This window comes from Streptomyces silaceus (assembly GCF_001419745.1).
GTDB lineage: Bacteria > Actinomycetota > Actinomycetes > Streptomycetales > Streptomycetaceae > Streptomyces > Streptomyces silaceus.
On sequence record NZ_LIRJ01000034.1, the window covers coordinates 63,086 to 84,297 of the forward strand.

Sequence of the window (21,212 nt, forward strand, 5' to 3'; positions counted from 1 at the left end):
CGATGACCGCTGACTCCTCTCCCGACCGGCGCCTGGAGCGCGCTCTGGCCAGCCTGCACGGACTGGCGGTGGGGGACGCGCTGGGCTCCCAGTTCTTCGTGCCCGCGCACTACCCACTGCTCAAGAACCGACAGCTGCCGGATGCCCCTTGGCAGTGGACCGACGACACCGAGATGGCCTGCTCCGTGCTGGCCGTCCTCATCAAGCACCGACGGATCGACCAGGACGCGCTCGCCCAGTCGTTCGCCGAGCACCATGACTTCGACCGTGGCTACGGCCCTGCCGTGAACCGCCTGCTCCGGCAGGTCAGGGAAGGCGGGGACTGGCGGGAGCTGGCCTCCGCGCTCTTCAAGGGACAGGGCTCCTGGGGGAACGGCGCCGCCATGCGGATCGCCCCGCTCGGCGCCTGGTACGCGGACGACCCGGAGCAGGCGACGCACCAGGCGGAGATCTCGGCCTACCCCACGCACCAGCACCGCGAGGCAGTCGTCGGGGCCATGGCCGTGGCGGCGGCCTCGGCACTGACGGCCGACCCCGCCGGGCCGCCCACGCCGAAGGCGCTGCTCGACGGCGTCATCGCGTTGGTGCCGCGCAGCGCGGTCGGAGCGGGGCTGCGCCGGGCGCGGGACATGCTCGACTATGGCGACGCCGGGACGGTCGCGGCGGTGCTCGGGTGCGGGCGGCGTACGACGGCTCATGACACGGTGCCGTTCGCGCTGTGGTCGGCCGCGCGTGGCCTCGGTGCGTACGAGCGGGCCATCTGGGACACCGCGCAGGTCGGCGGCGACATGGACACGACCTGCGCCATCGTGGGTGGTGTGGTCGCGTCCGGTGCGGGCGGGGCGCCGCCCGCGGAGTGGCTGGAGCGGACCGAGGCGCTGCCCGGATGGGTTCCCGTAGGCGCGGGCTGATCGGTCCGATCCGTTCCTCGGGTCCTCGGCTCGCCTTCCTGTTCTTAGACGCCTCGGCTCGTCACAATCGGTACAGGTGCCACGGGCGTCACGCGAGCCCCGCTTGTCACGGTCGTGCCACAGGCCCTGCAGGGCCGGGGCCATCGGGACGGGCTCCCACTACTCTGATGCGGGCCGCTAGTTGATCTTGACTCGCGTGCGTTGAACGAGATGCCGGTCCCGGCAGTCGTACGGCCCCCGCGCGTGCCGTGTGCTGTGCGGGCACACCGGCCGGGAGGGGGTCCCGTGTCCGACACGCCAGCCAGAGGCGACGGAGCAGATGCGTCCGAGGGCGCTCGTGCGTCCGACGGCACTCAGGCGTCCGAAGACGCCCATGCGACCGAGGATGCTCATCCGTCAGAGGTGGCGGGCATCTCTGGGGCGACTGATGCGCCCGAAATAGCTGAGACGTCTGGGGCTTCCGAGGCGTCTCAGCCGCCGGATGCGACTGCACTGCCGGGCTCTACAGCGCCCCCGGACGACGAGGAGCCGCGCGACGCCCTCGAAAAGGCCAGCGCTGAGCGGCACGTCGACAGCGCGAGGGGAGACGAACCCGCAGACGCCGTCCCGGCCTCGGCCCCGAGCACGCCCCCCTCCCAGGCGCAGGCCCCGGCTGCCGGACCCGGACCGGCTCCGGCTGGACCTCAAGGCCATGCCCCGCGCTCCACCTGGGACTACCCCGCGCCCCAGCACACGCCGCTCCTCCACGACCTGAGGGCCGGGACGCCGGCTCCGGTGCGGACGGCGACGCTCTGCTCCGTACTCGCCACCGGTCTGCTGAGCATGCTCCTCGGTGACGGGCTTGCGCTGAACCTGCTCATCGTCGCCATCCCGGCCACGCTCGCCGCGTACTTCGCCGCCCGGACGGCAGGTCGTCGTCCCCGCCCCTGGTCATTGACGTGGGCTGTCGGCGGGCTCCTGCTGCTGATCGTGCCCGCGCTGCGTGACGCGGGATGGCCGTCGTTCCTGGCGATCGTCGCGTCGCTCGCGCTGGCCTCGCTCGCGCTGCACGGCTGCCGGACCTGGCCCGGCGTACTCCTGAGCCCTCTCGGCATCTTCGATGCGGTCTTCACCAGCCTCGGGTGGGGCTGGCGTGGCGTGCGGGAGCGGGCGAGTGGTGCGCGCGGCGCTGCGCCCGTGTTGCGCGCGGTCGCCGTGGCCGCCGTACTCCTCCTGGTCTTCGGCGCGCTGTTCGCCGGCGCCGACGCAGCCTTCGCCGATCTGCTCGGCGACCTCATGCCCGACGCGTCGCTCTCCGGGAGCCCCTGGCGCGTCCTGCTCCTGATCGTCGGAGTGATCTGCGCGCTTGCCGCCGCGCACACGGCTGCGGCCCCCTTGCGCTGGGACCGGCTCGTGGTGAAGCCCGGCCGGGCCCGCGGCCGACTCGAGTGGGCGCTTCCGCTGATCGTGCTCAATGTGCTGTTCGCGGCGTTCAACGCCGTCCAACTGGCAGTGCTCTTCGGCGGGTACGACGCCGTCCTCGACAAGACCGGACTCTCGTACTCCGACTATGCGCGGCAGGGATTCTGGCAGCTGCTGCTCGCCACCCTCCTCACGCTGATCGTCATCGTGTTCGCTCTGCGCTGGGCGCCTCGCGGCGGCGCGCGGGACCGCACGCTGGTCCGGGCGGTGCTCGGCACGCTCTGCGCCCTGACGCTCGTCGTGGTGGCGTCCGCGGTGCGGCGCATGGACATGTACGTGGAGGCGTACGGCCTGACCAGGCTGCGGATATCGGTCGTCGCCATCGAGCTCTGGCTCGGCGTGATCATTCTGTTGATCATGGCTGCGGGTGTCTGGGGCGCCCGGTGGCTGCCGCGCGGCGTCGCGGCCAGCGCGGCGGCCGGGGTGCTGGCCTTCGGCCTGGTGTCCCCCGATGCCCTGATCGCGGAGCGCAATGTGCAGCGCTTCGAGCAGACCGGCAAGTTCGACCTCGACTACACGCGCCAGCTGTCCGCCGACGCGGTGCCGGCCCTGGACAAGCTGCCGGAGCCGCAGCGTTCCTGCGCGCTCAGGCGCATAGCCGACGGCCTCGGGACGGATCCTGGCCCTTGGTACGCGACGAGCCTGGGGGAGTCCCGAGCCCGGCGGATCATCGACGAGCGACCGCCCTCGGTGGATCCGGGAGTGTGCGGTGAGCCGAGCGTGGACCCACCCTCCTACCCGTACAACTGACGTCGACGTGACCGGCCCATGGCAGAGCGGCAGCGGGCGCCGGGCCGGTCCGATCGACTCCCGGACGGGGCCGACCGACTCGTCGATCGGCCCCACCGATCTCTTGGCAGGCCCGGCGTCCGCAGCTTTCTCCAGTCAGCCGCCCGCCGGCCCCGCGGCGCTCGCCGTGCCCGAGAGTGCGTCGAGATCGCTCTTGCGCACGCGGATCACCAGCACGGCGGTGGCCAGGGCTATCAGGGCCATGACGACGGCCGGTATGAAGGCGGTCGATATGCCCTCGGCGAGTACTTCGTGACTCCAGGGCGCCGGGAGCTCGTGAGTCCTGGCGAATTCGGCCTTCTGCTCCGGTGTGGCGTGGGCCATGAAGTCGGCGACCTGCTCCTTGGCCTCGTCCCGGCTCGCCGTACCGAAGACCGTGGTGAGGATGGAGAGGCCGAGCGAGCCGCCCACCTGCTGGGTGGCGTTGAGCAGCCCGGATGCCGCGCCCGCCTCGTGGGGGGCCACTCCGGAGACGGCCGTCAGCGTCAGCGTCACGAAGTTCAGGCCCATGCCGAAGCCGAACAGCAGCATGGGGCCGAGCACCCCGCCGACGTAGGAACTGTCCGGGCTCAGCAGCGTCTGCCAGGTCAGTCCCAAGGCGACGATGATCGAACCCGCCACCATGAACGGCTTGGGGCCGAACACCGGAAGGAACTTCTGCGAGAGCCCCGCACCGATCGCGATCACGAACGTGACCGGCAGGAAGGCCAGGCCTGCCTCGATCGGGGTGTAGTTCAAGACGTTCTGCACGAAGAGGACGATGAAAAAGAACATGCCGAACATCGCGGCCGCCAGGCTGAGCATGATCACGTACGTGCCCGAGCGGTTGCGGTCGGCGAACATCCGTAGTGGAGTGATCGGTTCTTTCGCCCGGTTCTCGATGATCACGAAGGCCACGAGCAGAACGGCCGCCGCCGCGAACGATCCCAGGGTGAGGCCGTCGCGCCAGCCCTCCTCGGACGCGCGGATGAATCCATAGACCAGGGAAGCCATGCCCGCTGTCGATGTGAGTGCGCCCAGGAGGTCGAAACGTCCAGGGTGGCGCTCGGATTCGCTGATGTACAGCGGGGCGAGGACGGCGATCAGAATGCCGATGGGCACGTTCACGAACAGCACCCAGCGCCAGTTGAGCCACTCGGTGAGCATGCCGCCCGCCAGCAGACCGATCGCGCCACCGCCCGCGGAGACGGCGGCGAAGACGCCGAACGCGCGGTTCCGCTCCGGGCCTTCGGGGAAGGTCGTCGTGATGAGCGCCAGCGAGGTCGGTGACGCGATGGCGCCCCCGACGCCCTGCAGGGCGCGCGCGGCCAGCAACTGCCACGGCTCCTGGGCGAATCCGCCGAGGAGGGAGGCGAAGGTGAAGAGGAGGATGCCGGCCATGAAGACCCGGCGGCGCCCCAGAATGTCACCGGCCCGGCCACCGAGCAGCAGCATTCCGCCGAAGGTGAGGGTGTACGCGCTGACGACCCACGTGAGGTCGGTCGTGGAGAAGCTGAGCGCGCCCTGGATGTGGGGCAACGCGATGTTCACAATCGTCGCGTCCAGGACCACCATGAGTTGGCAGGCCGCGATGACGGTGAGGGCTATGCCGGGATGTCCCTCCCGGCGTGCGGCCCCAGGCTTTCGATCTTGCGTCAGTTGAGAGGTGCTCGTCATGATCCCCCGCAAGTGCCTTAGTGAACGGCATCGTTCACTGTTACCTACGACGGTAGTGACTCGCCTTCAGTGAACGCAAGCGTTCACTGAAGCTTCTTGCTCGCTGCCTTCTCGCTTGCTCGATTTCGCTCAACGGAGAGAAAAAGATGGTTACTTCGCGCTGGACGGACGCTCGCGCCCAGGAGGCCTCCTCGCGGCGTCGAGGGCCTGTGCTGGAGCGGGCGATCCTCGATGCCGCCCTGGAGCAGCTCAGCACCGTCGGCTGGAGCGGACTGACCATGGAGGGTGTGGCCGCGGGGGCGCAGACCGGCAAGGCGGCGGTGTATCGCCGCTGGCCGTCCAAGGAGGACCTCGTCGTGCACGCGCTGCGGTTCGGGCTGCCGCAGCTCCAGAGCGCTCCCGACCTGGGGGGCGTCCGAGAGGATCTGCTGCGGCTGTGCGGGCAGATGCGGGAGGCGATGTTCTCGCGCTCCGGATTCGCCCTGCGTTCAGTGCTTCACGAGTGCGACTCGGCAACGGCTGAGCGCTTCCATGAAGTGATCTTCGAAGGTGTCATCGAACCGAGCGTGAAACTGATCAAGGAGGTGCTGAGCCGTGGGATCGAGCGCGGAGAGGTGCGTTCCGGAGGCCTGGACAGTTATGTGTGTGACGTCATTCCGGCCATGCTGATGTATCGCTCGAAGGTGTGCGGCAGCGAATGGTCGGACGAGGAATTCGAGGCCTTGGTCGACCAGGTGATGATGCCGCTGCTGCGCCGCTGACGAGCTGGTCGCGCAGGTCCGGTGAGCTGCCGAGGGTGGCTGATCACCGCCTCGGCGCCAGTCGGTGAGGCGTCGGTCCGCGTGTGCGGAAACCGCCCGCCCCCGCACTCGTGCAGGCGAGCGAAGGCATTCCGGCCAAGAGTGCGGAAAGAGCTCGGGGGCGACTCGGCGGGCCTGGGTGTCGCGGGTGGCCCTCGGCGGCGTACGCTGTCTGGCGCCATGCCGTACGAAGCACCCACCCACACTGTCGAGCGCTCCTTGCGCGCCACCACCGGAGCGAAGATCGTCGCCGGTGTCGACGAGGTCGGGCGCGGCGCGTGGGCGGGCCCGGTCACCGTCTGTGCGGCGGTCACGGGACTGCGCCGGCCGCCCGAAGGGCTCACCGACTCCAAGCTGATCAGTCCGAAGCGACGCAACGAGCTCGCGGAGGAACTGGAGAGCTGGGTCACGGCGCACGCCCTCGGTCACGCCTCGCACGACGAGATCGACGAACTGGGGATGACGGCCGCGCTGCGGCTCGCCGCGGTGCGTGCCCTGGAGGGGCTGCCGGTCCGGCCGGACGCGGTCATCCTCGACGGGAAGCACGACTATCTCGGGGCTCCCTGGCGGGTTCGTACGGTGATCAAAGGCGACCGGTCCTGTGTGGCCGTCGCGGCGGCTTCGGTGATCGCCAAAGTCCGGCGAGACAAAATGATGGCCGAACTGGGCATCGAACATGCAGACTTCGGTTTTGCGGCCAATGCCGGCTATCCCTCGCCGGTGCACAAGGCCGCGCTGGAGGAGCGGGGGCCCACCCCGTACCACCGGCTTTCATGGGCGTATCTTGATGCGCTGCCCCAGTGGCGGCACCTCAAGAAGGCCCGCAGCTGGGCGGACGGAAAAGTTCCGGAAATCGAGGGTCAGCTCGGCTTTGAGTTCTGACGTCGTTCCCGGCACTTCCGATCGCACTCATGTGCCACCCGCCGACGCGATTCGCATCGGCGTTTGATAGACAACAACCCATGCCTCTCATTCCCGAGGAGCCTCAGATTCACGAGAGTGCCCAGGGTCCCCGCGCCACGCCCGCCAGCGGCCGTACCGCGCCGACCCCTCGCCCCGTACCCGGCCCGCGTCCCGCGGCTCCGCCGCGCCCCGGCCGCCCGGGTCCCGCCCGGCCGATGCCGCCCGCGCAGCGCACGTCGCGCGACGCGGCCGCGAAGCCCGGGCCGTCCGCCCCAGCTGCCGCCGCCCCCGGTCCCGTCACTCCTGGAGTGACCGCTTCCGGAGCGTCTGCCGCCGGTGCGCCCGCCGCTTCGGTTCCGCAGATCCAGCTGATCCCGGCCTCGGCCGAGGGCGCGCTGGACGCGGCCGAGGAGGCCGTCGACCTGCTTCTGGACTCCGGGCGCGCGCCCGGAGACGTCCTGGTGATCACTACCGGTGAACCGCACCCGTGGGCCACGCACGAGCTGTCCTTCGGCGAGGCCGCCTACTGGGCTCAGCTCGACGCGGGCGACGACGTCTTCTACGCCGACGCCGCCGCCCTGACCCGTGCCGTGACCCGCCCCGTGGTCGTCGTCGCCGTCAACGGTGGCAGCGAAGAGACCGCGGTCGCGGCCCTGCCGGCGGCGCTCGCCCGGGCCGGTGCCCTGCTGATCGTGTGCGGTGACCCGCAGCGGATCAACTCGCTGCTGGGCGCGGGCGTCTGACGTCAGCGTCCGGCAGCAGCGGTCGTCCGGCGCGGGTCGTCCGGCGGGTCGTGCGCTAGTGCCGCGCGGTCGGCCGGGTGGCCTTGCCGCGCGGTGCCCTGAGCGCCGTGCGGCCTGAGCCGGTGACGATGTCTCGCGCAGGGCAGGGCCAGGCCGGCGGAGTGCCTGTCTGTGCCGTGTCGTACGCGGAGTTGGGGTCGGTACGCGGAGTCGGGGTCGTACGCGGAGCTCGGTCGTGCTGGCGCGGCCGTTGCGTCGCCTGCGGCAGGTAGACAGACGGGTCCGGTGAGCGATGGGCTTGTCCGCGCTCGGCCCGTCGGTGCTCGGTCGGTCCGTGTCTGGTCGGTCTGTGCTCAGTCGGTCGGTGTCTGGCTGACCCGTGCCCGGAAGGTCGGCCTTCGGCTTCTCCAGGCCCCTCGCGTGGGTTTCGGTTCAGCGTCCGGACCGCTCGCGCGCGGGCGGCGTTGAGTGCGGTGGGCAGTGGGCGTGTGGTGAGGCTGTCGTCGGTGCGAGGTGGGGCTACGGGCGGCGACGCGGTATCAGCGCGCTGCCGCGCGACGCAGTACCTCGGAGGCGGCGCCTCCGGTACGAGGCGTCAGCGGCTCGGTCTCGGGGAAGAGCTCGGGCCGCGATCCGGCGCTCGGCCGACGTCCGCCCCGCCCCTCGCCGAGCACCTGCCAGCCGTCGCGCGTCAGCGTGATGTACGCGCCGCACCGCAGCCCGTGCAGCGTGCAGGCGTCCCGGAGCCCCCACATCCAGGCTCCGTCCTCCTGGGTCCAACGGGCGTCCCCGTCACGGCAGTAGAGCAGCACCGCGGTGCGCACAGGTGTGCGGCGCCGCAGGTCGTGCGGGATGACCCGACGCAACTGCGCGAGCAGGGCGTTGCGGAACACCCACCCGTCCATCGCGGTCGAACGCCGGGAGAACGAGGCGCTCGCCCGCAGCCGTTCATCGGGGTCCAGTACGGCCACGACGGCCGTCGCGGGCGTCGGCCGGTGGCGGGAGTGCAGGCCGCTCACCACTTCGCGTGGATTGCGCAGCAGGGGGATTCCCGCGGCCGACCACTCCGCGGGTTCAAGCATCCGGGTCAATCGGTGGGCGGAATCGGCGGACATCTGGGCCGACGTCGATGCCGCGGCGGACGGAGCGAATCCGAAGGTCACGGTCCTCCCTTCGGCTACGCGCCCATACGGGGGCGGGGGCGGACTGGGGGAGCGCACCGCGGCACAGCCCTACCGGACCACGGGGAGCCGCGCGGGGAGCGGCTCCAATTCTTCCCGTCGTAGTCGCTTGCGGCAACGCGCAATTGGGACCGCATTCCGGTATCGGACGATGCGACGTCTATATCCCTGCCCAATCAGCGGCCCATCGACGCCTGGGTCATCCCTGTACAGCCAGGACCAGCGGCAACACCCCCTTGGCTCCGGCGCGACGGAGCATGCGTGCTGCCACCGCGAGGGTCCAGCCGCTGTCGGTCAGGTCGTCCACGAGGAACACCGGCCCGTCGGCCTCCTGGAGCGCGGCGGCGAGCGCGGGAGGCACCGTCAACGCGCCGTCGAGTGCGCGCAGACGCTGTGCGCTGTTGCTCCGAGGCACCCGTGCCGTATCCGCTCCCGCCGCGTACTCCAGTGACCCCAGGTGCGGCAGCCGGCCGATCTCGGCGATCCGCGCGCCCAGCGACTGGATCAACTGGGGGCGGGTGTGCGAGGTCATGGTCACCACGCCGACCGGGCGCGGCTGCGCGTCGCCCGCACTCGAAGCCCATCCGCCGGGACCCTTCGCCCAGTCCGCGAGCACCTCCACCACTGCCGTCGCCACGTCGTCGGGCACCGGCCCGTCCGGGGCCTGCGGCGCGAGCATGGGACGGAGCCGGTTGCCCCAGCCGATGTCGGAGAGCCGCCCCAAGGCCCGCCCGGGACCGGCCTGCTCGCCCGCGGGGATGCGTCCCTTGAGATCCACGCCGACCGCGGCCAGGCCGGTCGGCCACATCCTCCGGGGCTCCACATCGACACCCGCGCGCTTGAGCTCGCCCTGCGCCGCGTCCAACGCAGAGGTGGACACCTCCTCGCCGAACCGCGCGCCCGCGCAGTTGTCGCAGCGTCCGCACGGGGCCGCGCCCTCGTCGTCCAGCTGGCGGCGCAGGAACTCCATGCGGCAGCCGGGTGCCGACGCGTACTCGCGCATCGCCTGCTGCTCGGCCTGCCGTTGCTTGGCGACCCAGGCATAGCGCTCGGTGTCGTACGCCCACGACTGGCCGGTGGAGATCCAGCCGCCCTTGACGCGCCGGACCGCGCCGTCCACGTCGAGGACCTTGAGCATGGTCTCGAGGCGCGAGCGGCGGAGCTCGACCAAGGGCTCGAGGGCGGGCAGGGACAGTGGCCTGTCGGCCTGGGCCAGCACGTCGAGCGTGCGCCGCACCTGCTCCTCGGGAGGGAAGGCGAGCGAGGCGAAATAGTTCCAGATCGCCTCGTCCTCCTTGCCCGGCAGGAGCAGCACCTCGGCGTGGTCGACGCCACGGCCCGCACGCCCCACCTGCTGGTAGTAGGCGATCGGCGAGGACGGGGAGCCGAGGTGGACCACGAACCCCAGGTCGGGTTTGTCGAAGCCCATGCCGAGCGCCGAGGTGGCGACGAGCGCCTTGACGCGGTTGGCGAGCAGATCCTCCTCGGCCTGCTGACGGTCTGCGTTCTCGGTCTTCCCCGTGTACGAGGCCACGGTGTGCCCGCACTGCCGGAGGTAGGCGGTCACTTCCTCGGCGGTGGCGACCGTGAGGGTGTAGATGATGCCGGACCCCGGGAGGTCGTTCAGATGGTCGGCCAGCCAGGCCAAACGGTGTGCCGAGTTCGGCAGTTGGAGCACGTTCAGACTCAGGCTCTCCCGGTCGAGCGGGCCGCGTAGGACCAGGGCGTCCGAGCCGCCGCCCGTGCCGAGCTGCTCGGCCACGTCCGCCGTCACGCGCGCGTTGGCCGTCGCGGTGGTGGCCAGGACGGGCACGTCGGGCGGGAGGTCGGCGAGCATGGTGCGCAGCCGGCGGTAGTCGGGCCGGAAGTCGTGGCCCCAGTCGGAGATGCAGTGCGCCTCGTCGACCACGAGCAGGCCGGTGGCCGCGGCGAGCTTGGGCAGGACCTGGTCGCGGAAGTCCGGGTTGTTGAGCCGCTCCGGGCTCACCAGCAGCACGTCCACGTCACCCGCGGCGACCTCGGCCTGAACCGTCTCCCACTCCTCGGTGTTGGAGGAGTTGATCGTGCGGGCGCGGATCCCTGCCCGTGCGGCCGACTCGACCTGATTGCGCATGAGGGCGAGCAGCGGGGAGACGATCACGGTCGGGCCCGCGCCGCGCTCCCGCAGCAGGGCCGTCGCGACGAAGTACACCGCCGACTTGCCCCAGCCCGTGCGCTGCACGACCAGCGCCCGGCGCTTCTCCGCGACCAGCGCCTCGATGGCACGCCACTGGTCCTCGCGCAGCCGGGCGCCGCTGGACGGCGACGCCTCGCCGGATGCGGAGGAGGGGCCGCCGACGAGGCGGGCGAGGACGGCGTCGGCTGCCGTGCGCAGGTCTTCGTTGCTCATGCCCCCATGCAACCCGATGGGTCGGACATTAGGCGAACGAGCCCGCGAGGCTGTGGATAACTCTTGGCGTGGCCCTGACCGAGGTTATCCACAGGGTCAACCGGAATCTTGTGATCCGCGGGAGAGTCGGCGCATGACGAATCACAGCGAAGCAGCCGGCCCGATCGACCCTGACGACTTCACTCGCGGCGAGGACTCGGCTCGTGGCGAGCATTCGGCTCGTGCCGGGGACTCGGCTCGTCCCAGCGACTCTGCCGGTCCCAACGGCTCTGACCGGCACGGGACTTCCGGCGGGACGAGTGGGAACGGCGGCACGGGCCGGACTGGTGAAACAAGGCGGACCGGCGGGGCTTGCGGGCCTGTCGGGCCTGAGAGGGCTGTCGGACCCGAGGGGCTTGGCAGGCCCGGCGACGCAAGCGGTCCAAGTCCAAACGGCTCGGGGCTCAGCGGCCCGAGCCCGAGCGCCCAGGTCGGTCCGAGCGCTCAGGCCGGTGCGAGCGGGCGAACCGGCCTCGGCGACTCACAGGGCCTCGCCGGGTCACTCGACGAGCCCGTGGTCACGCTGCGCACGCCGGCCGAACTGGCGGACGCCTTGCCGTACTTGCTCGGTTTCAAGCCGGAGGAGAGCATCGTGCTCATCGCCATGCACGGTGATCGAGGGCGGTTCGGCGGTCGGGTGCGCCTCGGCATCCCCGACCGCGTCGGGGACTGGCCGTGCGTCGCGGAGCAGCTGGCCCAGTGCCTGGTGGGAGGCTGCGAGAGGAGGGGAGCCCGTCCCGACGGCGTCGTCGCCTTCCTGTGCCAGGAGCCCGTCGGCCCGGAATCGGGACGGCAGGTCATGGAGCGGCTGAGGCCGCTGGCACAGGTGATCCGCACGGCATGCGGCAGCCTCGACGTCCCGGTGTTCGAAGTCGTGTGCATCTCGGACGGGCGTTTCTGGACCTACTGCTGTCCCGACACCCGATGCTGCCCGCCAGAGGGCATCCCCCTGCTCAGGCCGGGCACCTCGGTGCTGGCAGCCGCCGCGACCTACATGGGGGTCCGAGCGAGTGCCACGCAGAGGGAGATCAGGGCGCGGCTCGCCCCATGGGAGACCGCTGCGGCGACGGACCAGGAACGCGCGCTCGACGCCGCCGGTCTCACCCTCATCCCCAAGCTCCTCAGCGACGAAGAGGGCGACGTCGCGGCCGAAACCCTCGACCTGGCCCGCCGCGTCATGGGGCGCTTCGAAGCCGCACCCCCTGCCTCCGGCCCCGGCACACTGGAGGCCGACAACAGGGACGACGAACTGATCGCACATGACGAGGCCGCCGCCTTGATCCTCGGCCTCCAGGTCCGTACGACCCGCGATTGCGCGGCCGAATGGATGGAAGGCGGGGAAGCGCTTCCCGCTCTGCGTCTCTGGAGGGCCCTGGCCCGACGCTGCGTCGGTGCCTACGGCGAGCACGCCGCGGCGCCTTTGACTCTCGCCGGCTGGGTCGCCTGGTCCCTCGGAGACCTCACGGAAGGCCAAGAAGCCCTGGACATGGCGCTGAGCGCCGACTCCGGCTACACCTTCGCCCGCCTCCTGAACCACGCGTGCAACGAGGACGTGGACCCGGAGTCGATCCGCCGCTGTCTGCGCAGGCAGCGCGACGAGCGCATCGCGGAGGCCGCCCAGGAGAGGGAGGACGCGGCAGAGCCACGGCTGGAGGGACCGGCGGAACCCCCGCAGCCTTCGCGGCCTGCCGAGGCGTTGGAGGAGGAAACGCCGGATGCGTCGGAAGGTGCTCCCCGGTGGCGCCGTCGCCGCCCGCCACGCTCTGCCGGAGGAGAGACACGGACCGCCGGCGGCTCCAGGGGCTCGGGACGTTCCCGAGCCGCCAGCACCGGCCCGGGCTCGGGCCCACGAACCTCCGGCGGCTCGGGTACAGGGCCGCAGAACCGTCGCCGCACCCTGCGGCGGAACGCGAGGAACGGACGATGAGTACGCCGCTCGGGTGGTGGGCCAGATGGGTGGCAAGGCCGCTGCCGGGCCTGGCACGACTGGTCGGTTGGCTCCACGTGTTCGGCTTCCTGCCGCAAGGGCGTGACTTGGGACAGGGGCGCTCCGTTCACCTGAGTGGCGGTACCCGTGGCCGGGTCGCGCCACCGCACCACTTTCGACCTTCCGTAGCGCAGACAACGCAGAAGAAGCCGCCCCATGTCCCTTCCTGCTCCGTCTCCCGTCTCCGACAGAGAGGGGCCCCGGCGCATCGTGCAGGCCCCCGTGCACCAGCCAGGCGGGCCGACACCGGCTCCGGTGTCGCGTCCTCCCGCAGAGCTCCCACCGGCGCATGCCGTCCTCATGTGTGTCGCCCTGCCCGCCCTCGCGATCTCCACGGACCAAGGGCAGTTGACCGGTCGCGGACTGGAGGGCTTCTACCGCTCGGGGCGCCGGATCCTGTCCCGCTGCCAGCTGCGCGTGGCGGGACGCGAGCCGACCGCGGTGCAGGCCCGCATGCTCTCCGCGGACAGCGCCCGGTTCGTTGCGACGCTCCGCCTCTCCACGGACGGCGGCCCCGATCCGGAAGTCGTCGTCGAGCGGATCCGATACGCGGACGGCACCGAGCGGATCGCCCTGCACAGCGCGTCCGCGCGCCCCCTGCGACTGCCCGTCGAGATGTCGCTCGGCACGGACCTGGCCGAGGTGGGCCTGGTCGCGTCCGGCAGGGCCGGGCCCGAACTGCCCGCCAGCGTGCACGACTCCGGTATGCGCTGGTCCTCCGCCACGGCCCACTGCGTGGTCACGGCCGACCCCGCCCCCGAGGACGCCCTGGCGTCCGCCGGCCTGCTGCGCTGGGAGATCGACCTGCCGCCGGGGGCCTCACGGACCGTGGAGCTGCGGGTGCGTCCCGAAGGCGGCGGGCCGATTCGCGCGGCGGGACACAGCGCGCTGCGCTCCGCCGCCACGGCACGGGCCGTCGGCGACGACCCCCGGGTCCAGCCGCTCCTCGACCGGTCCGTCGAGGATCTGCAGGCGTTGCTGTTGCGCGACCCCGAGCACCCGACCGACACGTACCTGGCCGCGGGGGCACCGTGGCGCTGCGGGCTGGCACCGGCGGAGGCGCTGGCCGCCGCCCGTATGGCGCTGCCCCTTGGTACGCGCCTCGCGGCCGGAACACTGCGCACGCTCGCCCGGAGCCAACTCGCGGGACCCGGGCCGAAGTCGGGCATGATCCCGGGGCCGCTGCGGGACGCGGGACCGTATCTGCCGCCCGGTTGCACAGGTACGGAGGCGACCCTGCTCTTCCCGGTGCTTCTCGCGGAGGCGTGGCGTTGGGGGCTCCCTGGGCAGGAGGTGGCGCAGCTGCTGCCCACGGCGGAGCGCTGCCTGCGGTGGCTGTGCTCGGCGGTCGACGACGGCGTGTTCCTGGTGGACGCGGCCCATCCGCGTGGCCCCGCGCGTTGCGAGGTCCAGGCGCACGCGCACCGGGCCGCGCTGCTCGGTGCCGATCTGCTCGATGCCCACGGCCATGGGGACTCCCTCGGCCTGCGGCAGTGGGCGGGGCGGCTGCGGTCCGCGTTCCGGGAGGCTTTCTGGGCGGAGGACCGGGCGGGTGGGAGGCCTGCCGCCGCCCGCCTGGCCGACGGACGGCTCGTGCCTCATCTCGCGGGCGGAGCGGCTCACCTCTTGGACACGGGTCTGCTGGGGTCCGGCACGCTCGCCCCCGGGTTGCTCGACAAGGTGCAGACCGAGCAGCTGGCCAGGTTGCTCGGGGGGCCTGCGATGGACACCGGCTGGGGTCTGCGGAGCTTGGGGGCGAAGGAGGCCGCCTACAACCCGTTCGGACATCGCGGCGGGGCGGTCCGGGTCCATGAGACGGCGGTCGCCGTCGCCGGTCTGGCGGCGGCCGGGTACGAGAAGGAGGCGAGCTCGCTGCTGCGCGGCTTGCTGGCGGCGGCCGAGTCCTTCGGCCACCGGCTGCCCGAGATGTACGCGGGGGAGCAGCGGACGGAGGGCGGTGCCCCGCTGCCGCACCCGGCCGCATGCCGACCCGCGGCCACTGCCGCGGCCGCCGGGGTGCACGTCCTCACGGCACTCGCCGGGATCCGGCCGGACGCGCCGGCCGGGACGGTGACGTTGCGCCCGGTCCGCAGCGCCCCGCTCGGGGAGCTGGGACTGACCGCGCTCAGCGTCGCCGGTGCCCCCTTCTCCGTACGCGTGAGCCGGCTGGGCCTGGCCATGGTGGAGGAGGCGGCCGACGGGCTGCAGTTGGGCGTGTGATCCGGCCGCAGCCGGATCGGTGGCGCGCCATGGGGCGGACACGTGTGTCCGGTGAACCGGACCGGGAAGCAATGGGCGAAGGAGATGTTTATCGTCAGGCAGACGACTATGATCGCGGCATGTCGCCCTACGACCCGTCGGCCTTCCCGCCCTTCGCTGTCACTGTCGACCTGGTCGTGCTGACCGTGCGCCGTCACGCGCTCTGCGCGCTGGCGGTTCGGCGCGGTGAGCAGCCGTTCCAGGGGCGTTGGGCGCTGCCGGGGGGATTCGTACGACAGGACGAGGACCTGTCGGCGGCGGCTGCGCGCGAGCTGATCGAGGAGACGGGGCTCTGCGCCCATGATCCCGACGGGCCGGTCCAGGCCAATGGGGCACACCTCGAACAGCTCGCCACGTACGGCGACCCCAAGCGCGATCCGCGCATGCGGGTGGTCAGCGTGGCGCACCTCGCGCTCGCTCCCGACCTGCCCGCTCCCCGGGCCGGCGGCGACGCGCACAGTGCGCGCTGGGCGCCGGTCGAGGCGCTGCTCCAGCAGGGGGGCTATGGACGCGAGGGCGAGCAGGCGGCTCCGCTCGCCTTCGACCACGCGCAGATCCTCGCGGACGGTGTGGAGCGCGCTCGTTCCAAGATCGAGTACTCGTCGCTGGCCACGGCCTTCTGCCCGCCGGAGTTCACCGTCGGCGAGTTGCGACGGGTGTACGAGGCGGTCTGGGGCGTCGTCCTCGACCCGCGCAACTTCCATCGCAAGGTGACCGGCACGCCCGGGTTCCTCGTGCCCACCGGCGGGACGACGACCCGGCAGGGCGGGCGCCCCGCGCAGCTCTTCCGTGCGGGTGGGGCGACGCTCCTCAACCCGCCGATGCTGCGTCCCGAGATCTGACGCCCGGGTTCGGCGTCACCTGCCGCTCCTGCCGTTCCGTGCTGGCTGTCGGACACCCGTGGCTCATGCCCTGCCCGAAAAGCCGGAAATGTCGCGTTATCTTGCTGAAGTACCCACGGGGTTCGTCCGTCCCGAACCGGCGGACTGATCCCGGCCGCCGAGCGGTCGCACGTCCTGCGAGAGAAGCGATGATCCAGGCCATCGGACTGACCAGCAATCCCCGTCAGGAGCTCCCGCCCGCCGTCGACGACGTGTCCTTCGAGGCACGCACCGGCCGTGTCACCGCGCTGCTCGGTGCGGAGGCAGCCGGCAAGACCACGGCACTGCGGCTGATGCTCGAACTTCAACAGGGCCGTGGAATCACGTACTTCAGAGGCCGCCCGCTGCACCGCATCGCCCAACCGACGCGTGAAGTCGGCGTTCTTCTGGGCGATGTCCCAGGGCATCCCGCGCGCTCGGTGCGCGGTCACCTGCGCATGCTCTGCGCGGCCGCTGGAGTGCCCGTCCAGCGCGCCGACGACGTCCTGGAGGCCGTCGGTCTCGTCAGCCTCAGAGATCAGCGCCTCGGCACCCTCTCGCGCGGCATGGACCGCCGCCTGGGGCTGGGCTGCGCGCTGGTCGCCGATCCGCACACGCTCGTCCTGGACGGGCCCGCCGAGGGGCTCTCGGCGCGGGAGGGTGCGTGGCTGCACGGAATCCTGCGGGCTCACGCGGGCCAGGGCGGCACGGTGCTCTTCACCACGGCCGACCCCAAGGAAGCCGCCCGGACCGCCGACCGCGTCGTGACGCTGGAGGCAGGGCGGCTCGTCGCGGATCAAGAGGTCGCGGACTTCGCGCGCACCAGGCTGCGGCCCCGTGTCGCCGTCCGGAGCCCGCACGCCGTCCGCCTGGGCGCCCTCCTCGCCAAGGAGGCGCGCGCGGGGCAGCGCTCGATCGAAGTGGTCAAGGAGGACGGCAACCGGCTTTCCGTGTACGGCAGTAACTGTGCCGACGTTGGGGAGGCCGCGTATCGGCACAGCATCCTCGTGCACCAACTCGCCGATGAGGTCGGCGATGCGGGACCGCCTGAGCGGCCGGAGACGGCCGAGCCCGCCGCGCGGGGGGAACGGGCGGAACCCTGCCCGCCCGAGGCTCAGGCCACAACCTCGACCGAAGGCTTGGGGGAGGCCGCGACTGACCGCGCAACGGCACGCGACGCAGAAGAGCAAGCGGACAGCACAGCAGAAGGGCAGGTCGAAGCAGCGCGGTCCCTGCTGGTCCCGCTGGCTCCGCTGGAGGCCGACGACACCATTCCGTTCGAGGGCGATGCCGTGCGCGTCACCGGGGCTCCTCCGGCGCGGCCCGCTCCTCGGGACGCGGTCTCGTCCTTGCCGCCTCCCATCACCGTCCGCCCGAGCCGCAGCCCGCTTCGCCCGCTGCGCTACGAACTGCGTCGCCTGCTGGGTGTCGGCACCGGCTACCTGGCCTTGGCCGCCGTCCTCGCCACCTCCGCCCTGATCTGCGTCTTCCTGGCGCGGGCCGGCCACACGCCGCAGCCGCGCCTTCTCGCCGCCTGGCCCCAGGAGCTCCCGCTGCCACCCGCGGCCCTCGGTGCCGGACTGCTCGGCGCCCTCGCGTTCGGCGACGAGTTCCGCCATCCCGCCCTCGCCGCGGACCGGGGAACGGTGCCCCGGCGCCTCGGTCTGCTCGCCGCCAAGCTGCTGGTCGCCGCCGCCACGGCGCTGCTGCTCGGCAGCCTCGCGGTGGCCTCCGACGCGGCGCTGCTCCACCTTGTATACGGAAACGAGCTCACGAGAGTTCCCGCCGACTGGTTGTCGCTCAGTGCGAGTTGGGGTGCTCTGGTGACGGGTTGTGCGTGGGCGGGCGTCCTCGCCGCGGGTGTCTTCAGGTCCACGACCGCCGGTCTTGCCGCTGTCCTCGCGGTGCCGATCATCGTCGTACCCGTCGTACAAAAGGCCGTCGAAGGACCGTCTGTGCGATCGGCCGCCGGACTTCCGGGGCGGTTGAGGGACCTCGCTCTGGTGCAGTGGCCGTTCGGAGCGGAGCGATATCTGGCGGCGGGAGTCCGCATGATCGCCCAACCCGTGGGCGGTGCGCTGATGTTGTCGCTGACCGCTCTGCTCTGCGCATATCTGCTCATGGCGATGCGCACGAGAGTCCGTTGACGACCGTCCGTCGCCTTCCGGTGCGGGCCTGTGCGCAACTCCCCGGATAACGCCCACTTCTTTCCGATAAGGCGTCAATTGCGGCAGGGTGAGCGATCACCCTTTCGTGTGCTTTTCACCAAAGACCTCAAGGGAGTTGGGGGCAGCGCCGACAACTGATCCGTGAGTACCCTTGCGCACACCATGATGACCACCGCCCGCTCCGCCGACTCCGGTCTCGCCGGCCCGGGCGGCCTCGACCGATACCCCTACAGCGAGTCCCCTGGCGGCGAGCGCGTCGTCGCTCCCGTGTGGGACGGCGCCGAGCAGGACCTGGGGCGTGTGGGCCGCCGCACCGCCGGAAGCCGCGGCCGCGGGCTGCACGGCCAACTCGTCCAGCAGCTGGGGCAGATGATCGTCTCCGGTGACCTGGGCGCCGACCGCCCGCTGGTCCCCGAGGAGATCGGCCAGCGGTTCGAGGTCTCCCGCACCGTCGTCCGCGAGTCCCTGCGCGTCCTCGAGGCCAAGGGCCTCGTCAGCGCGCGGCCCAACGTCGGCACGCGCGTGCGTCCCGTCAGCGACTGGAACCTCCTCGACCCGGACATCATCGAGTGGCGGGCCTTCGGGCCGCAGCGCGACGACCAGCGGCGCGAGCTCGGCGAGCTGCGCTGGATGATCGAGCCGCTCGCCGCCCGCCTCGCCGCGGGGCACGGTCGCGAGGAGGTGCAGCAGCGCCTCGCCGACATGGTCGAGATCATGGGGCACGCGCTCGGGCAGGGCGACTCGATCACCTTCTCCCGCGCCGACGCGGAGTTCCACTCGCTGCTGATCCAGGTCGCGGGCAACCGCATGCTGGAGCACCTGTCCGGCATCGTCTCGGCCGCCCTGCAGGTCTCGGGCGGGCCGATCACCGGCTGCGACCGCCCCAGCGAGGCCTCGCTCGCGCACCACTCCCGCATCGTCGACGCCCTCGCGGCGGGTGACGGGACCGCTGCCGAGACCGCCATGCGGCAGCTGCTCACCGTCCACCCGGAGGTGGAGCGCGTCGTGCCCGCCCCGCGCGAGCACTGACCGCGCGGCCGCACCGCCGCCGCCGGTGCGCGCGTGGCGTGCGGTACCGCGACGTCGTCGCGTGCGTCGCTCCGTACGCCGTTCGACGGTTCTGCCGTCGTGTCCAGTCACTCCGTGTCGTCGGACCGCAGCGGGCTCCTCGGGGGCTCCGCGCGGTCCGAGGCACGGAGTGAGGGTTGCTTCGCCGGGTATCGGGGGATCATTCGTGCATGCGCATAGGTCGCTTGTGACCGTATCTGGATGCTTTTGAGTACTTACGGGGTGTGACTCGGGCCACGTAGATTGGGCGTAACGCTCCAAGGAACAGCGCGATGACCTAAGAGGTGATAGCCGAGGAGGGAATACAGCAGTCGTTCGCGGCGCTGTGTAGCTCCCCGGCCCCGCCCGCGCCGTCGGCCCAATCCCCAGCCGCCGGTCGTCGGCTCCGGTCCACAATGGACGGGGCCGGAAGCCGTTTTCCAACGTTCCGAGAGGTTGTTCGTGTCGGCCAGCACATCCCGTACGCTCCCGCCGGAGATCGCCGAATCCGTCTCTGTCATGGCGCTCATCGAGCGGGGAAAGGCTGATGGGCAGATCGCCGGCGATGACGTGCGTCGTGCCTTCGAAGCTGACCAGATTCCGGCCACTCAGTGGAAGAACGTTCTGCGCAGCCTCAACCAGATCCTCGAGGAAGAGGGTGTGACGCTGATGGTCAGTGCCGCGGAGCCAAAGCGCCCCCGCAAGAGCGTCGCAGCGAAGAGCCCGGCCAAGCGCACCGCGACCAGGACGGTCGCGGCCAAGACCGTCACGGCGAAGCCCACCGCCACCGCCGCCACTGAGGCGCCGACCGCGGACGGCGCCGCCGAGGACGCGCCCGCGAAGAAGGTCGCCGCCAAGAAGACGACGGCCAAGAAGGCCGTCGCGAAGAAGACCACCGCCAAGAAGACGGCGGCCAAGAAGACCTCCGCCAAGAAGGACGCCGACGAGCTCCTGGACGACGAGGCCACCGAGGAAGCACCCACCGCCGGCAAGCCCGGCGAGGGCGAGCCCGCCGAGGAGGGCGCCCAGGGCTTCGTGCTCTCCGACGAGGACGAGGACGACGCGCCGGCCCAGCAGGTCGCCGCGGCCGGCGCCACCGCCGACCCGGTCAAGGACTACCTCAAGCAGATCGGCAAGGTCCCGCTGCTCAACGCCGAGCAGGAGGTCGAGCTCGCCAAGCGCATCGAGGCCGGTCTGTTCGCCGAGGACAAGCTGGCCAACGCCGACAAGCTCGCGCCGAAGCTCAAGCGTGAGCTGGAGATCATCGCCGAGGACGGCCGCCGCGCCAAGAACCACCTTCTGGAGGCCAACCTCCGTCTGGTGGTCTCCCTGGCCAAGCGCTACACCGGCCGCGGCATGCTCTTCCTGGACCTCATCCAGGAGGGCAACCTCGGTCTGATCCGTGCGGTCGAGAAGTTCGACTACACCAAGGGCTACAAGTTCTCCACGTACGCCACCTGGTGGATCCGTCAGGCGATCACCCGCGCCATGGCCGACCAGGCCCGCACCATCCGTATCCCGGTGCACATGGTCGAGGTCATCAACAAGCTCGCGCGCGTGCAGCGCCAGATGCTCCAGGACCTGGGCCGTGAGCCCACTCCGGAGGAGCTGGCCAAGGAACTCGACATGACCCCGGAGAAGGTCATCGAGGTCCAGAAGTACGGCCGTGAGCCGATCTCCCTCCACACCCCCCTGGGTGAGGACGGCGACAGCGAGTTCGGTGACCTCATCGAGGACTCCGAGGCGGTCGTGCCGGCCGACGCGGTCAGCTTCACGCTCCTCCAGGAGCAGCTGCACTCCGTCCTGGACACCCTGTCCGAGCGTGAGGCGGGCGTGGTCTCCATGCGCTTCGGCCTCACGGACGGCCAGCCCAAGACCCTCGACGAGATCGGCAAGGTCTACGGAGTGACGCGTGAGCGCATCCGTCAGATCGAGTCGAAGACGATGTCGAAGCTGCGTCACCCGTCGCGTTCGCAGGTTCTGCGCGACTACCTCGACTAGGCGTCGGCACTCGCCGGA

General features: G+C 71.4%; 14 protein-coding genes. 11 read left to right on the top strand and 3 right to left on the bottom strand.

The annotated features are described in order from the left end of the window. Positions 1-2: 2 nt before the first annotated feature. Complete coding sequence (locus tag AOK22_RS03705) at positions 3-911, top strand: ADP-ribosylglycohydrolase family protein (RefSeq protein ID WP_055697082.1); 909 nt, start codon at positions 3-5, stop codon at positions 909-911. Between the two features lie 492 nt (positions 912-1,403). Then, the gene (locus tag AOK22_RS03710; RefSeq protein ID WP_425263995.1) at positions 1,404-3,122 is read left to right on the top strand and encodes a DUF4153 domain-containing protein; all 1,719 of its coding nucleotides are present in this window, start codon (positions 1,404-1,406) and stop codon (positions 3,120-3,122) included. Between the two features lie 135 nt (positions 3,123-3,257). Here the strand turns inward: AOK22_RS03710 and AOK22_RS03715 are convergent, their stop codons facing one another. Next, positions 3,258-4,817 (bottom strand): MFS transporter, encoded by a 1,560-nt coding sequence (locus AOK22_RS03715; protein WP_055697083.1) that lies wholly within the window; start codon positions 4,815-4,817, stop codon positions 3,258-3,260. A 146-nt stretch (positions 4,818-4,963) separates the two neighbouring features. Between AOK22_RS03715 and AOK22_RS03720 the strand changes: the two genes are divergently transcribed. The 3 genes from AOK22_RS03720 to AOK22_RS03730 all read left to right on the top strand — a co-directional run bounded on the left by AOK22_RS03720 (position 4,964) and on the right by AOK22_RS03730 (position 7,263). Continuing rightward, the gene (locus AOK22_RS03720; protein WP_055697084.1) at positions 4,964-5,578 is read left to right on the top strand and encodes a TetR/AcrR family transcriptional regulator; all 615 of its coding nucleotides are present in this window, start codon (positions 4,964-4,966) and stop codon (positions 5,576-5,578) included. Between the two features lie 219 nt (positions 5,579-5,797). Next, positions 5,798-6,499, top strand: coding sequence for a ribonuclease HII (locus tag AOK22_RS03725; RefSeq protein WP_055697085.1), 702 nt, complete (start codon positions 5,798-5,800; stop codon positions 6,497-6,499). Between the two features lie 80 nt (positions 6,500-6,579). Continuing rightward, the gene (locus AOK22_RS03730) at positions 6,580-7,263 is read left to right on the top strand and encodes a hypothetical protein (protein WP_079036318.1); all 684 of its coding nucleotides are present in this window, start codon (positions 6,580-6,582) and stop codon (positions 7,261-7,263) included. 539 nt (positions 7,264-7,802) lie between these two features. Here the strand turns inward: AOK22_RS03730 and AOK22_RS03735 are convergent. Further along, positions 7,803-8,426, bottom strand: a complete 624-nt coding sequence (locus AOK22_RS03735) for a hypothetical protein (RefSeq protein WP_055697087.1) — start codon at positions 8,424-8,426, stop codon at positions 7,803-7,805. A gap of 217 nt (positions 8,427-8,643) precedes the next feature. After that, complete coding sequence (locus tag AOK22_RS03740; protein ID WP_055697088.1) at positions 8,644-10,833, bottom strand: RecQ family ATP-dependent DNA helicase; 2,190 nt, start codon at positions 10,831-10,833, stop codon at positions 8,644-8,646. A 553-nt stretch (positions 10,834-11,386) separates the two neighbouring features. Between AOK22_RS03740 and AOK22_RS03745 the strand changes: the two genes are divergently transcribed. The 6 genes from AOK22_RS03745 to AOK22_RS03770 all read left to right on the top strand — a co-directional run bounded on the left by AOK22_RS03745 (position 11,387) and on the right by AOK22_RS03770 (position 21,194). Further along, a complete protein-coding gene (locus tag AOK22_RS03745) occupies positions 11,387-12,799 on the top strand; it encodes a DUF4192 domain-containing protein (protein ID WP_055697089.1) in 1,413 nt (470 codons plus the stop codon). A 360-nt stretch (positions 12,800-13,159) separates the two neighbouring features. Beyond that, on the top strand, positions 13,160-15,079 hold the full coding sequence (locus tag AOK22_RS03750) for a glycogen debranching N-terminal domain-containing protein (protein WP_055697090.1): 1,920 nt from the start codon (positions 13,160-13,162) through the stop codon (positions 15,077-15,079). Positions 15,080-15,198: 119 nt separating this feature from the next. Next, positions 15,199-15,960 (top strand): NUDIX hydrolase, encoded by a 762-nt coding sequence (locus AOK22_RS03755; RefSeq protein ID WP_055697091.1) that lies wholly within the window; start codon positions 15,199-15,201, stop codon positions 15,958-15,960. Positions 15,961-16,148: 188 nt separating this feature from the next. Beyond that, the gene (locus AOK22_RS03760) at positions 16,149-18,125 is read left to right on the top strand and encodes an ABC transporter ATP-binding protein (RefSeq protein WP_055697092.1); all 1,977 of its coding nucleotides are present in this window, start codon (positions 16,149-16,151) and stop codon (positions 18,123-18,125) included. 162 nt (positions 18,126-18,287) lie between these two features. Beyond that, the gene (locus AOK22_RS03765; protein ID WP_193433159.1) at positions 18,288-19,175 is read left to right on the top strand and encodes a FadR/GntR family transcriptional regulator; all 888 of its coding nucleotides are present in this window, start codon (positions 18,288-18,290) and stop codon (positions 19,173-19,175) included. 474 nt (positions 19,176-19,649) lie between these two features. Next, positions 19,650-21,194 carry an RNA polymerase sigma factor gene (locus tag AOK22_RS03770; RefSeq protein WP_079036321.1) on the top strand — a complete coding sequence of 515 codons (1,545 nt, stop codon included), beginning with the start codon at positions 19,650-19,652 and terminating at the stop codon, positions 21,192-21,194. The last annotated feature ends 18 nt before the right edge of the window (positions 21,195-21,212 follow it).